The organism is Streptomyces lunaelactis (assembly GCF_003054555.1).
Classification (GTDB): domain Bacteria; phylum Actinomycetota; class Actinomycetes; order Streptomycetales; family Streptomycetaceae; genus Streptomyces; species Streptomyces lunaelactis.
In genome coordinates, this window is the sequence record NZ_CP026304.1 from 3,497,164 (window position 1) to 3,509,761 (window position 12,598).

Consider the following 12,598-nt stretch of genomic DNA (forward strand, 5'->3'; position numbering starts at 1 on the left):
GCATGCGACAGCCAGCCATCTCAGCCGCCGGGAGAGCCGTGGCCGCCCCCAACCAGTGGGCCGGTGACGACCCCGCGACAGACCTCGCCGACCTGCCCGTACCGGACCGCTCGCGCTGGGTGGTACCGCTGCGCCTGGCCGCGCCGCTGGTCGTGGCGCTCGCCCTGTGGGCGTACGCCGTGGCGGGCACCGACACCACCGCGCTCGGCGACTTCGGCCTGGTCGGGGCACTGCCGGTGGTCTTCTGGGTCGCGCTCGCGCTGCTGACCGCCGGCTTCTGGGTCTGCGTACGGGATCCGCTGCGCAGCAACTGGTGGTCGCTGGCGTACACGGTGGGTCTGATCGTGATGGAGCGCGCCACCCAGGCGCTCGTCTATCCCACGCCGCTGTACGCCTGGGCATGGAAGCACGACGCGGTCATCGAGCATCTGCTCACCGCGGGCGGCCTCCAGCGGGGCGACCGGCTCGGCGACATGGCGGTCTACGACCAGTGGCCCGGGTTCTTCGCCGCGCAGGCCGCGCTGGTGCGGCTCACCGGTGTGGAGAACGCGGCGATGTACATGGCGTGGTGGCCACTGGTCTCCAGTCTGATGCTGCTCGCTCCGCTGCTGCTGATCTACCGCACCTTCACCCAGGACCGCCGGCTGATCTGGACCGCTGTCTGGCTCTTCTGTGTGGCCAACTGGGTGGGGCAGGACTACTTCTCCCCCCAGTCGCTGGCCCTCGCCCTCTATCTCGGCGTGATCGCGATCGTGCTGCGCCGGGGCGGGCGCACCCAACGGGGCATCAGGTCGCGGCAGGCGCTGTGGACCGTACTGCTCATCCCGGTGATCACCGCGATCGTCATCTCCCACCAGCTCACCCCGGTGATGCTGGTGGCGGCCATCGGCGGGCTGTGCCTGATGCGGCGATACCGCGACTGGGCCCTGCTGGTCACGCTGCTGCTGGTGTTCCTGGCGTGGAACCTGACCGCCTCGCTGCCGTTCCTGCGGACGGCGGTCCCCGAGATGATCAGCTCCTTCGGCGATGTGAGCGGCAATCTGGAGACGGGGTACGGGTCGACGCCGACCGGCACCGGACCGGTGATCGTCTCCTGGGTGTCGCGGGTGCTGTCGGGCTCCGTGCTGCTGCTCGCCGGGATCGGTGTGCTGCGCCAACGGGTGCTGCGCCACCGCGCCCGTCCGCTGCTGCTGCTCGCCGCCGTACCGCTGCTGATGCTGGTGGCCAATGACTACGGCAGCGAAATGATCTTCCGGGTGCTGCTCTTCATGCTGCCCGGCGCCTGCTTCTTCGCCGCGGCGGCGCTGCTGCCCCCGGTACGGCCGCTGGCCGCGGATCCCGTCGGCCACGGGGCCCCGCCGCCGGCGGTGGGCCTGCGGTTCGCCGTGCTTCCCGGGGTGGTGCTGCTCGCGCTCACGGCGGCGTTCGTACCCGGCTACTCGGGCAAGGACCGGCTCAGTTACTTCCCTCCGCAGGAGGTCGCGCTGGTCCAGCAGGTCTTCGACCGGGCGCCCAAGGGCTCTCTTGTCGTTGCCGCACATCGCAACTACCCACTCGCGTACGCTTCGTACTGGAATGTGCGGCATTACTGGTTCCTCGACGACGCCAAGAGCCACGTCGAAGAGATTCTGAAGGACCCGGCCGGGACACTCGCCCGGGACATGGCAGCGGTGGAGCCGCCCGGCCGGGCGTACTTCCTGCTCACCCAGGGCCAGATCGCCAACTCCGAGATGAACGGCATGCTCACCGCGGACCAGTTGCGGAGCATCGAGACGTCCGTCGCCGCGTCGCCCCTCTTCGAGCAGGTGGGCCATAACAGCGCGGGCGTCATCTATGAACTGAAGCGCACGGAAGCCATCGACGGCAGCGCGCCGACAGCCGGCACGGGGAGGACATCATGAGACCTCAGTCGCTCGCGATCCGGCTGCTGCCGCCCTTCGCAGGCTGGTTCGCCATCGGCGCCACCCTGCTGCCCGCGGCATCGCCGCTGCGGGCAGCGCCGGTCGCCGTGTTCCTGCTCGCCGGTCCCGGCGCCGCCGTCCTGCGCATCTGCGCCCCCGCGATCCGGCGCCATCAAGCCGTCGGTCCTGCGGAGAGCTGGGACAGCGGCTTCGCGCGGGACTCCGAGCGGCTGGAGCAGCTCGTCCTGATGGTCTTCCTGAGCGTGAGCGCGACGCTCATCGGCGCCACCGTGCTGATGGCCGCGCATGCCTTCAGCGGTCAGCGGGTCCTGGTGCTGCTCACTCTGCTGACGATGCTCGCTGCCTGCTGTCCGCGGCTCCGCAGCCGGACACGGACCGCGCGTGCGTCATCGCCGCCACAGAAAGGCTCGCCCCTGTGACGTTCCCCCGACGCCCCGTTCGCGGGGCGCCAGGCATTCATCGCAGGCCGCACGAGCGACGGCGGCTGTGGGCCATGTCCACGGCGCTGATCGGCGTGCTGCTCGTGGGCATACTCGCCCTGCAGAAGTCCTCGGGTTCCGAGGACTCCGCCCTCTCGGGTCCGCAGTGCCGGCCCGCCGAACTGCTGGTGCCCGACTGCGGCGCCTGGTTCGGTGCCTATGTACGGCACGGCAAGCCCGACCTCGAAGAGAAGGTCCTCGCCTACGAGAAGCGGATCGGCCGCAGGCTGGACATCGTCTACGCCTACCACGACATGTCCCTGGACGGCTTGGAGGGACAGCTGCTGACCGAGCAGGAACAGCGCGTAGGCAAGGACCGGATGCTGCTGCTGTCCTGGGAAAGCAAATGGTGGAACGGCACCCCGGCGCAGCAGCCGAGCTGGCAGGGCATCGCCTCGGGGGCACTCGACAAGAGCGTGATCGATGTCCAGGCGAAGCGGATCAAGGAGTACGGCAAGCCGCTCTTCCTCTCCTTCGACCTGGAGATGGACACCCGTACGCCCGCCAACGGCACACCTGCCGAGTACGTCGCCGCCTACCGCCACATTCATGACCGGTTCCGCGAACTCGGCGTGCGGAACGTGGTGTGGAGCTGGGTCATCACCGGCTACACGGGCCACAGCGAGCTGTTCCCCAAGCTCTATCCGGGCGACGCGTACGTCGACTGGATCGGCTACAACCAGTACAACTACTACCGCTGCCACAAGGCGAAGTGGCAGAGCTTCGAGCAGACCCAGACGGCCTCGCACGACTGGATCCGCGAGAACATCTCCGACGACAAGCCGCTGATACTCTCGGAGTTCGGCACAGCGGACGATCCGTCCAGGCCCGACGCCCAGGCCGAGTGGTACGCCGAAGTGCCGCGTGTGGTCAAGAAGCTGGACGGTGTACGGGCCGTGCTCCAGTGGAACTACCGGGATCCGGGGCCCGGCTGCGATCTCGCGCTGGCCAGGGACGAATCCTGGAAGAGCCTGCGCAAGGCCGTCTCCGACCCGTACTTCCACCAGCCGCGGCCATGAGGCCCGTGCACGGCCAGGGGGTGTCCTGCCCGTCCTCTCCGTCCCACCCGTCCCACCCGTCCCACCCGTCCCACCCGTTTACCCCCTGACCCGCGAGGGCTTCTATCCCGCGAAGACCGGGCCCTTCACCGCCGCCCGGATCCGCCGGCAGAGCCTCCACCCCATCGTCGGCAGCGAGTCGGGGAACGGCGCGACCGGCGCGCCCCGCCCGTCCATCCACGCCTCGATGTCCGCGACCGTGTGACCGCGGCGCAGGATGAGACGGGCGATGCGGTACGCCTCGTCCGTCTCCGAACTCAGTGCGTGCCGGACGGCGACCGCCGAGGCATAGCCCGCGCGGGCGACCGCCTTGCGTACGCCCCGGCTGTTGTAACCGTGCGGATAGGCGAGATGCGTCACCTCATGGCCCACGACATCCTCCAGCACCGCCTTGGACTCGGTCAGTTCACGTCTCAGCGCACCGGCGGGCAGGGTGTCCAGCTGGGGGTGGGTGACCGTGTGGGCCCCCACCTCCATGCCGTACTGCTCCAGCCGGGGCACCTGGGCGAGGGTCATCATCGGCGCGGGCGGCAGCAGACTGCGCCGGCCCGGCGTGATGGCCCCGGTGGTGAGATACGCGGTGGCCGGCAGTGCGCGGGCGGCGAGCGCCTCGGCGGTGGGTCCGGGCAGATCGGCGAAGCCGTCGTCGAAGGTGAGGACGACGGGCCGCAGCGGCAGCGGGCCGCGGCCCGCGAAGTGGTCCACGAGCGCGCTGATCGTGACCGGGGTGCGACCGCTCGCCACGATCGCGTCCAACTGCGCGCCGAACTCCTTGGGCGTCACGGCGAATTCGGCGATCCAGTCGGGCGGGTCGTCCATCACCGCGTGATAGAGCAGTACGGGAATCCGGGGCATCGTCTCGGGGCCGCCTCTCATCGCTCCTCCCGCTGCCCGCGCATCAGGCGCTGGTCCCAGGGCAGCGGTAGGCCGCGCACCCGTCTGCGGGCCTTCGCATACCCGATCGGCCCAGCCAGCATCCCGCGCCGCTCGAGCCGGGAGAGATGGCGCGGCCAGGGGTAGTCCTGCGCCCCGTGCTCCCCGGGTACGGAGGCTCCGCCGGCCTCGCGGTGGGCGGTGATGGAGCGGGCGTGGGCCAGGCCGCGCGGCAGTTTCCGCAGCAGCGCGGGCAGCAGGGCGGGTCTGCGCACGAGGATGGCGGTGAGATACGCGGTGAGCCCGGCCCCGTAGCCGTAGGCCTGGTTCCTCAGGTCCTGCCAGCTCTCCCGGTGGTGGTGCCAGACCAGCGCGTCGGGGGTGTAGCGCAGCCGGTGGCCCGCGGCGAGGACGCTGACGAACGCGTACAGGTCGTCGCCGCCCTTGGCGGGGGTCCCGGTGCCGGTTGCGGGGTCGAAGCCGCCGATCTCCCGCAGGACGGTGGCCCGGAAGGCCATGTTGGCGCCGGAGCCGAAGCTGCCCGCGGTGAACGGGAAGAGCGGCTCGCCGGCGGGCGGGTGCGCGGGGTCGTACTGGCGCGGCTCGAAGCCCTTGGCGAAGCCGCCATGGCTCTCGAGGAGGATCTGCGCTGGAGTACTCAGCCTGGCGGGCAGGATCAGCCCGGTCGCACAGCCCAGGCCCGGGTCGCGGGCGAAGGGCGCGGTGAGCGCGGAGAGCCAGTGCGGGTCGGCGACGACATCGTCGTCGGTGAAGGCGATGACCGCGCCGTCGGCGGCAGCGATGCCCCGGTTGTGGGCGACGGCGAGGCCGGGCACCGGCTCGCGGACGTAGCGGACGAGGTCGCCGTACTTGTTCTCGACGAGGTCGTGGGTGGCGCTGGTGACGGGCGCGTTGTCGACGACGACGATCTCGAAGTCGGGGTGGTCCTGGGCGAGCAGCGAGCCGAGGGCGCGGGCCAGTTGGTCGGCGCGTTCGCGGGTTGCGACGACGACACTCGTACGCGGCAGGTCGCCGGGCACGTCCTCGTGCGGCCGAGGTGGGGCGAGTTCGGCGCGGGCGGTCGCGGCGACCGTGGCCGCGGGGTCCCCGCCGGGCGGGACGCGGCACACGACCGTGGCTACGGGGCGGCCGCGCAGGCGTACGAGGGCGTAGACGTCACCGGTCCCGACGGGCGGCCCGCCGCCGAACGCGGGGCCGAAGCTCAGGACGGCGCCCTCGGGTCCGTCCAGGTCCAGCTCGGCGACCTGGATCTCGGCCGGCCGCGAACTGCCTTGTGGTCGATGTGGCTGATGCGGTGTGCTCGGCATGCGATGACCCCCGCTTGCTCGGATGTTCCCGCGGTCAGTTGCCCCGCAAAGTGCCCAACTGGTTCAGCGCCTTCTGCGCGTATCCGGCCAGCCGCGGCCTGCTGCGTACGAAGCTGTGCGCACGGCGCGAGGGCTCGCGGCTGAGCCAGTAGAGGGCGGCCCGCGCCCCCGGCAGTACCGAGGAGCCCTCGTGGACCCGCAGCTCGCCGGTCTTCAGCGCGTCCTTGTACTCCGCGCCCCCGCGCCCCAGATCGAGCATCCCGATGCCCTCGTCGGCGGCGGACTCGGCCATCCGCAGATGCAGGATCAGCCCCGGCGAGTACTTGGCGAACTCGACGTCGTACGCCGGGAACCAGCAGGACAGCACGGTGCGCGAACGCAGCCCGAAGTGCGCGGCGACCGGCCGGTCCGCGGCGTACAGCACGGACAGCACCCCGGAGCAGCCCGCTGTGCGCGTCTCGTGCAGCCGGCGCACCAGGGTGTTGATCCACTCCTGTGCGAACCGGTCCCGGCGGCCGGTCCTGCGGTACTGCGCGGACTTCCACTCCATGAGTGCGCGCAGGGCAGCCGGATCGCGCTCGTCGAAGACGAACCGCACCTCGCCCGCCTGCCGCCCCAGCTTGCGCTCCTTGGCCAGGGTCGTCCTGAGGAACTTGGGTGACTGCGCCCGCAACACCTCTTCGTACGCCGCGTACCCGGCGCCGATGTCGATCACGGGAGAGGCGAACTCCTCGGCGGCATCGGGCAGGAAGACCGTCTGTCCCGCTTCGAGGTTGTCGAACGCCCACGCGGACAGTCCGCAGGCCCGCAGCAGCTCACGGGGGGCGACTCTCAGCCCCGCGCGCAGGACGGCGCCCTGGCAGTCGGAGACGCCCAGACCGATCGCGCGTCCATGGCCCAGCGGTCCCGGTTCGTACGGAAAGAAGCCGGCCGGCTCCCCGTCCTCCCACAGCACCGCCACTCTCGCCGCGGGCCGCACACGGCCGACGGTGAGGGTGAACTCGGGCTCCATGAAGGGATTGGCGGGTGCGCCCGTCTTGGCACGCAGCTCCCGCCAGGCCTCGATCTCCCCTTCGCCCAGCTCGTCCGGTTCTACGACACGAATGCGTACACCGCTCAACTCGACCCCCCGGTCCCACCCCTGAGCTTTCCCCGGGACAGGACGCTACCGGTCCATATCCCGACAGGGTAGGGAGCGTCGCACTTCTTGTGACCGATCCGTGAAGGAGCCAGAAAGGAGGGATACGCGAGGTGTTCGAGTTCCGCAGTCAACTGCCGGGCAATGTGAGCGGTGTTGAGCAAGTGACATTCGAACACGGTCGGATGCTCATAGGATCTGTACGCTCCCGATCACTCTGGGGAGTCTGACGTGTCCCGGATGTGTCCCGGAAGGGCTCTCTCCTCGTGGTCGTGGTCGTTGTGGTGGTGCTGCTCATGGTCTGCAAGATCGTCATACCGAGGTCGTCGCGGTGAGCCTGCCCGGGAACGGAGCCGGCGCCCGGCGGCACTTATGGTCCGTCGCGGTGGTGATCGCGGCAGGCGGAGCCGCGCTGGTGGGCTGGGCCGCGGCCGCCGACTGGCGGCAGATGCTGGCGGGCGGCTGCGCCGCCGCCGCGGTGCTGGTGCTCTCCTGGGCGATCGTGCTCACCCGGCAGCTGGCGGCGGAACGGGCCGCGCGGGCCCGCGAGCAGCGGGTGGCGGCAGCCCGGGGCGCGGAGCTGGCGCATCTGGCGGCGGTACGGGTGCCCGCCATCGCCGAACGGGTGCGTACGGGACAGCGGCTGGACGGCGTGCCCGGACCCCTCGCCCCGGAGGCCGACACCGGTGAGGAGTTCGCCCGGGCGCTGGCCGCGGTGGTCGTGGCGCTCGGCTCGGACGAGGCGGTCCGCCGGGAGCGGGCACTGCGCGACTCGGTGCAGGCCGCCTTCGAGTCCGTCGCCCGCAATATGCACGCGATGGCCACGGTGCAGCAGCAGGTGCTCGACCATGTCGAGCGTTCCATCGACGACTCCCGGCTGATGGCCGAGGTGATGAAGGCCGACCACGCGGCCTCGCAGATGACCCGTAAGGCACAGACCCTGCTGGTGATGTGCGGGATCTGGCCGGCCCGTCGGGAGACGCAGCCGGTCTCGCTCTACGACTGCGTACGAGGCGCCCAGTCCCGGATCGTGGAGTTCGGCCGGATCGAGGTGCACGGCGGGCAGACGCTGTACGTGGTGCCGCCCGCGGTCGAGGGCCTGATGCACGCCATCGCCGAACTCCTGGAGAACGCCACGGTGTTCTCGCCCTCCCGCACCCAGGTCGTGGTCACCATCCGCGAGGTGGGAGCCGGAGCGGTGGTGGAGATCGACGACGCGGGCCTCGGTATGCCGCCGGACGTACTGCAGCAGGCGACGGGCCAGCTCCGCGACGACCTGGATCTGGCACGGCTGGGCGCGGTGCCGCGGCTGGGGCTCGCGTGTGTGGGGCGCTGGAGCCGGGAGCTCGGCTTCAACGTGGAGCTGACGGCGGCGTCGGCGTACGGAGGTACGCGCGCGGTGACGTTCGTGCCGTTCCGGCTGCTGACCGAGCCGCTGTCGAACTTCACCACCGCGCGACAGACGGCGGGGGCGGTACCGCACGCGGGGCACGTACCGCACGCCGGCTCCGTACCGCACCCCGGCTCCGTACCGCAGCAGGCACCCGCTGCCGCGCGCACCGCCGCCGAACACGCCTCCGCGCAGGCGCCCGCGACCGGCCCCGGCGGACTGCCCCGGCGCCGCAGCCGGCGCGGCGGCACCCTGGAAGCGGCGGCGCAGCAGGCCCTGCAGGGACCGCCGTCCGCTCCCGCCCCCGCTCCCTCCTCGTGGACCCCGGAGGCCGCGCGCGCTTCGATCGCCAGCGTGGTGTCCGGTTCGCGGCGCGGCCGCGCGGCCCTCGAGGACACCGACGTACCCCACGAGCACGACGGAGGCCGGCAGTGACCGGAACCATCACCAGACTCCCCGACCTGGGCTGGATGCTGCGCCCGCTGACCGAGATCCCGGGCGTCCGGCACGCCGTGGTCGTCTCCGAGGACGGCCTGCGGCTGGGCCACGCGTCCGCCGACAACCTCGCCGGTCCGGTGGCCAGCCTGAGCGTGGGCGAGGCCGAGTCGCTCTCCGCGGCGTGCGCGGCGATGACCATGACCGGACGGTCCACCGCCGCGCTGCTGTTCGGCGGCGGCGCCGGGGTGCGCCAGCTGATGCTGGAGTCCGAGCACGGATTCGTCCTGTTCACCCATGCCGGAGTGGGCGCGCATCTGGGCGTGGCCACGGACACGGAGGCGGATGTGGGTCTGGTCGCCCAGCAGATGCAGCTGCTGGTGGCCAAGATCGGCGCGCATCTGACCAGCCGGCCGCGGGATCCGGTCACCCCGACGTCATGACGGACGGGTCCACGGACGGGTCCGATGAACGGACCACTCGCGCGGTCCGTCCGTATGTCATCACCGGCGGACGCTCGGACACCGGCGGCGAGCCGCTGTCCTGGGAGACGCTGGTGATGGCGGTCGACGAGGCCGGGTATCCGGCCACCCTCCAGCCGGAGCACCGGATGATCCTGACGCACTGTCAGGGTCTGCTGTCGGTCGCCGAGGTGGCCGCCCACCTCGGCCAGCCGCCCTCGGTGGTGCAGGTGCTGCTCTCCGACCTCATCGACTGGGGTCTGATCGTGGACCGCCCGCCCATTCCGCCGGCCGAACGCGCCGATGTGACCATGCTCAGAAAGGTCCTCCATGGCCTCGAAAGCCGCCTCTGACGCCGCGGGTCCGGCCGCGGGTCCGGCCGCGGGTCCGGCCGGGGTTCCTCCTGCGGGCAAGTACCTCTCGTCCGGCGTCGCGGGCGCGGCCAAGATCCTCGTCGTCGGCCCGCTGGGAGTCGGCAAGACCACGCTGATCGGTACGGTCTCCGAGATCAAGCCGCTGTTCACCGAAGCGGTGATGACGCAGGCGGGCGCCCGCGTCGACACCGGCGGCGACCGTGCCAAGACCACCACCACCGTCGCCCTGGACTTCGGCCGGATGACGATCGACGGCGAGCTGGTGCTCTATCTGTTCGGCACTCCGGGCCAGCAGCGGTTCCTGCCCGCCTGGCGGGATCTGGCCAAGGGCTCGCTCGGAGCGCTGGCTCTGGTGGACACGCGCGATCTGACCGCGTCGTTCGACGCGCTCGGCAATCTGGAGGACCTCGGGCTGCCGTTCGCCGTGGCGGTCAATGTCTTCCCCGGCAGCCCGCAGCACCGTGAGGACGAGCTGCGCGCCGCACTCGATCTGCTCCCGGACACCCCGCTGGTGGCCTGCGACGCCCGCGACCCCAGGTCCTCGGTCCAGGCGCTGATCGCCCTCGTACGTCATCTCATCCACGCCGCCACGGAGTCCTCATGACGCACCCCGCACACTCCACCCCCGGGACCGGCGGCCGCTGCCCGGTCGCGACCCCGCTGTACGGGCCGCAGCTCGACGGCGACGGACTGCCCGCGCTGTACGAGGAGTTGCGCCGCGAGCACGGGCCGGTCGCCCCGGTGACGATCGCGCCCGGCATCGAGGCGTGGCTGGTGCTGGGCCACCGCGAGCTGCTCCGGCTGACCCGCGAGGAGCAGGACTTCTCGCACGACCCGCGCCGCTGGAGCCTGCTGCGCGAGGGCAGGGTCCCGCCGGATTCGCCGATCATGCCGATGGTCGGCTGGCGGCCCGCGCTGCTGTTCGCCGACGGGCAGCAGCACCGCCGGATGCGGGCCGCCGTGTCCGACGCGCTGGCCAGGATCAATGGGCACGAGCTGCGGCGCAGCGTACGGGCCACGGCCGAGCGGCTGATCGCGTCCTTCGCCGACCGGCGCGAGGCCGATCTGGTGCCGCACTACGCGCGCAAGCTCCCGATGATGGTCATCACCGGGCTGCTCGGTCTGGACGACCGGACCGGGCAGCAGCTGGTGCAGGCGATCGCGGGCATGGTCGCCGCCAACGCGGACTCGGTCAACGCCGGCAAGCGGATGGGCGCGATCCTGCTCGCGCTGATCGAGGAGAAGCGGCGCACGCCCGGCAACGACGTCACCTCCGCGCTGCTGCACCACCCGGCCGAGCTCACCGACGAGGAGGTGCTGCACAACCTGGTGGTGATGTTCGTGGCGGGCAACCAGACCACGGTGAACTGGATCGCCACCACGCTGCGCATCCTGCTCTGCGACCCGGCGTTCCGGTCCTCGCTGACCGGCGGGCATCTCAGCGTCGACGACGCGCTCGACGTGGTGCTGTGGCGCTTCCCGCCGACGCAGAACTTCCCGGCGCGCTACGCCACCCGCGATCTGCGCTTCGGCGGCCAGGACATCCGCGCCGGCGACATGCTGCTGCTCGGCCTGGCCGGGGCCAACCAGGACCCGGAGATCCTGCCGGCGGACGGCATCCCGGTGATCGGCAACCGTTCGCATCTGGCGTTCGGCGCGGGCCCGCACACCTGCCCGGCGCAGGACCCGGCGCGGCTGATCACCCGTACCGCGGTGGACACGATCCGGCACCGGCTGCCGGATCTGGAACTGGCGGTACCGGAGAGCGAACTGGCGTGGATCAAGTCACCCTGGAGCAAGGGGCTCGCGGCGCTCCCGGTGCGTTTCACGGATCCGCAGCTGCCCTCCGTACGTACGCCGGCCTCATCGTCCATCTCGCAGTCAGGAGAGCCCAGTTGAACACCCCAGGCGATACGCCGCACCGGATGGACCCGGCCGGCGGCTGCCCGCACGCGGACAACGCCCGGCTGCTCGCCCGGGGCGCGGTCGCGCCGGTCGTGCTCCCCGGCGATGTGGCGGGCATGGCGGTACTCGGCCATGACGCGCTCAAGGAGTTCCTCGCCCACCCCGACGTGGCCAAGGGGGCTCAGCACTTCAACGCGCTGCGCGACGGCGAGATACCCGACGGCTGGCCGCTGAAGACCTTCGCGACCGTGCAGGGCATGACCACCGCCGACGACGCGGACCACCGGCGGCTGCGGTCGCTGGTGAGCAAGGCGTTCACCACGCGGCGGGTGGAGGAGCTCCGGCCGCGGATCGAGACGGTGACGGCGGAGCTGCTGGACGGCCTGGACGAGGCGGCGCGGGCGGGCGACGGCGTCGCCGATCTGCGGACGCACTTCGCGCTGCCGCTGCCGATGGGCGTCATCTGCGAGCTGCTCGGCGTGGACGCCGAGTACCAGGACCGGCTGCACCATCTGTCGAACCAGGTGGTCAGCACCTCCATCGGCCCGGCGGAGGCGATGGCGGCCAACCGCGAGCTGGTGGAGGTACTGGCCGCGGTCGCCGTCTCCCGTACGCGGGAACCGGGCGACGACCTGACCAGCGCGCTGATCGCGGCCCGCGAGGAGGGCGGCGACCGGCTCAGCCAGCACGAGCTGATCGGCACCCTGCTGCTGATGATCATCGCCGGGCACGAGACGACGCTGAACCTGATCACCAACGCCGTACGCGCCCTGTGCGCGCACCGCGACCAGCTCGAACTGGTCCAGTCCGGCAAGGCCGCCTGGCCGGACGTGGTCGAGGAGACGCTGCGCTGGGACAGCCCGGTGAGCTTCTTCCCGTTCCGTTACCCGACCCGGGATCTGACGCTCGACGGGACGGTGATCCCCAAGGGCACGCCGGTGCTTGCCGGTTACTCGGCCGCGGGCCGCGACACCTCGGCGCACGGCCCGGACGCGGACCGCTTCGACATCACCAGGAGTGGCGCCCGGCATCTCTCGCTGGGCCACGGCCCGCACTACTGCCTGGGCTCGCCGCTGGCCCGGATGGAGGCGACGATCGCGCTGGAGCAGCTGTTCACGCGTTTCCCGGAGCTGGACCTGGCGGTCACGGAGGCGGAACTGCCGCGGCACGCGAGCTTTGTGGGCAACAGCGTGCAGAAGCTGCCGGTACGCGTGCGGGGCTGACGCGCATGCTCC

Annotated in this window: 12 protein-coding genes; 9 read left to right on the forward strand and 3 right to left on the reverse strand. The window is 71.5% G+C overall.

Translation table 11 applies throughout. The features are described 5' to 3' along the window. The first annotated feature begins 2 nt into the window (after positions 1 to 2). The 3 genes from SLUN_RS15725 (at position 3) to SLUN_RS15735 (ending at position 3,420) form a co-directional block, all read left to right on the forward strand. Complete coding sequence (locus SLUN_RS15725) at positions 3 to 1,901, forward strand: glycosyltransferase (protein WP_254710289.1); 1,899 nt, start codon at positions 3 to 5, stop codon at positions 1,899 to 1,901. Beyond that, on the forward strand, positions 1,898 to 2,341 hold the full coding sequence (locus SLUN_RS15730; RefSeq protein WP_108149085.1) for a hypothetical protein: 444 nt from the start codon (positions 1,898 to 1,900) through the stop codon (positions 2,339 to 2,341). Before SLUN_RS15725 ends, SLUN_RS15730 begins: the two co-directional genes overlap by 4 nt. A gap of 74 nt (positions 2,342 to 2,415) precedes the next feature. After that, a complete protein-coding gene (locus SLUN_RS15735; protein WP_108149086.1) occupies positions 2,416 to 3,420 on the forward strand; it encodes a glycoside hydrolase family 26 protein in 1,005 nt (334 codons plus the stop codon). A 102-nt stretch (positions 3,421 to 3,522) separates the two neighbouring features. On the opposite strand, the gene SLUN_RS15740 is transcribed toward SLUN_RS15735, so the two are convergent. Genes SLUN_RS15740 through SLUN_RS15750 form a run of 3 tightly spaced genes read right to left on the reverse strand, consistent with a single transcriptional unit; the run spans position 3,523 to position 6,780 of the window. Further along, positions 3,523 to 4,335: a polysaccharide deacetylase family protein gene (locus SLUN_RS15740; protein ID WP_254708453.1), complete on the reverse strand. Its 813-nt coding sequence runs from the start codon at positions 4,333 to 4,335 to the stop codon at positions 3,523 to 3,525. Beyond that, a complete protein-coding gene (locus SLUN_RS15745; RefSeq protein WP_108149088.1) occupies positions 4,332 to 5,660 on the reverse strand; it encodes a glycosyltransferase family 2 protein in 1,329 nt (442 codons plus the stop codon). Before SLUN_RS15745 ends, SLUN_RS15740 begins: the two co-directional genes overlap by 4 nt. 34 nt (positions 5,661 to 5,694) lie before the next feature. After that, the gene (locus SLUN_RS15750; RefSeq protein ID WP_108149089.1) at positions 5,695 to 6,780 is read right to left on the reverse strand and encodes a GNAT family N-acetyltransferase; all 1,086 of its coding nucleotides are present in this window, start codon (positions 6,778 to 6,780) and stop codon (positions 5,695 to 5,697) included. Positions 6,781 to 7,246: 466 nt separating this feature from the next. Here SLUN_RS15750 and SLUN_RS15755 point away from each other — a divergent pair, with 466 nt between their 5' ends. Genes SLUN_RS15755 through SLUN_RS15780 form a run of 6 tightly spaced genes read left to right on the forward strand, consistent with a single transcriptional unit; the run spans position 7,247 to position 12,586 of the window. Further along, positions 7,247 to 8,623, forward strand: coding sequence for an ATP-binding protein (locus SLUN_RS15755; protein ID WP_108154771.1), 1,377 nt, complete (start codon positions 7,247 to 7,249; stop codon positions 8,621 to 8,623). Beyond that, positions 8,620 to 9,066 carry a roadblock/LC7 domain-containing protein gene (locus SLUN_RS15760; RefSeq protein ID WP_108149090.1) on the forward strand — a complete coding sequence of 149 codons (447 nt, stop codon included), beginning with the start codon at positions 8,620 to 8,622 and terminating at the stop codon, positions 9,064 to 9,066. Before SLUN_RS15755 ends, SLUN_RS15760 begins: the two co-directional genes overlap by 4 nt. Continuing rightward, the gene (locus tag SLUN_RS15765; protein WP_108149091.1) at positions 9,063 to 9,437 is read left to right on the forward strand and encodes a DUF742 domain-containing protein; all 375 of its coding nucleotides are present in this window, start codon (positions 9,063 to 9,065) and stop codon (positions 9,435 to 9,437) included. The genes SLUN_RS15760 and SLUN_RS15765 overlap by 4 nt, the downstream gene beginning before the upstream one ends. Beyond that, positions 9,415 to 10,062: a GTP-binding protein gene (locus SLUN_RS15770; RefSeq protein WP_108149092.1), complete on the forward strand. Its 648-nt coding sequence runs from the start codon at positions 9,415 to 9,417 to the stop codon at positions 10,060 to 10,062. Before SLUN_RS15765 ends, SLUN_RS15770 begins: the two co-directional genes overlap by 23 nt. Continuing rightward, complete coding sequence (locus SLUN_RS15775) at positions 10,059 to 11,357, forward strand: cytochrome P450 (RefSeq protein ID WP_108149093.1); 1,299 nt, start codon at positions 10,059 to 10,061, stop codon at positions 11,355 to 11,357. The genes SLUN_RS15770 and SLUN_RS15775 overlap by 4 nt, the downstream gene beginning before the upstream one ends. Before the next feature lie 26 nt (positions 11,358 to 11,383). Continuing rightward, complete coding sequence (locus tag SLUN_RS15780) at positions 11,384 to 12,586, forward strand: cytochrome P450 family protein (RefSeq protein WP_108149094.1); 1,203 nt, start codon at positions 11,384 to 11,386, stop codon at positions 12,584 to 12,586. The last annotated feature ends 12 nt before the right edge of the window (positions 12,587 to 12,598 follow it).

Excerpts from the sequence above, each read along its gene's own strand:
- SLUN_RS15725 (WP_254710289.1), top strand. The coding sequence starts at position 3 with ATGCGACAGCCAGCCATCTCAGCCGCCGGGAGAGCCGTGGCCGCCCCC.
- SLUN_RS15730 (WP_108149085.1), top strand. The coding sequence starts at position 1,898 with ATGAGACCTCAGTCGCTCGCGATCCGGCTGCTGCCGCCCTTCGCAGGC.
- SLUN_RS15735 (WP_108149086.1), top strand. The coding sequence starts at position 2,416 with ATGTCCACGGCGCTGATCGGCGTGCTGCTCGTGGGCATACTCGCCCTG.
- SLUN_RS15740 (WP_254708453.1), bottom strand. The coding sequence starts at position 4,335 with ATGAGAGGCGGCCCCGAGACGATGCCCCGGATTCCCGTACTGCTCTAT.
- SLUN_RS15745 (WP_108149088.1), bottom strand. The coding sequence starts at position 5,660 with ATGCCGAGCACACCGCATCAGCCACATCGACCACAAGGCAGTTCGCGG.
- SLUN_RS15755 (WP_108154771.1), top strand. The coding sequence starts at position 7,247 with ATGCTGGCGGGCGGCTGCGCCGCCGCCGCGGTGCTGGTGCTCTCCTGG.
- SLUN_RS15765 (WP_108149091.1), top strand. The coding sequence starts at position 9,063 with ATGACGGACGGGTCCACGGACGGGTCCGATGAACGGACCACTCGCGCG.
- SLUN_RS15770 (WP_108149092.1), top strand. The coding sequence starts at position 9,415 with ATGGCCTCGAAAGCCGCCTCTGACGCCGCGGGTCCGGCCGCGGGTCCG.
- SLUN_RS15775 (WP_108149093.1), top strand. The coding sequence starts at position 10,059 with ATGACGCACCCCGCACACTCCACCCCCGGGACCGGCGGCCGCTGCCCG.
- SLUN_RS15780 (WP_108149094.1), top strand. The coding sequence starts at position 11,384 with ATGGACCCGGCCGGCGGCTGCCCGCACGCGGACAACGCCCGGCTGCTC.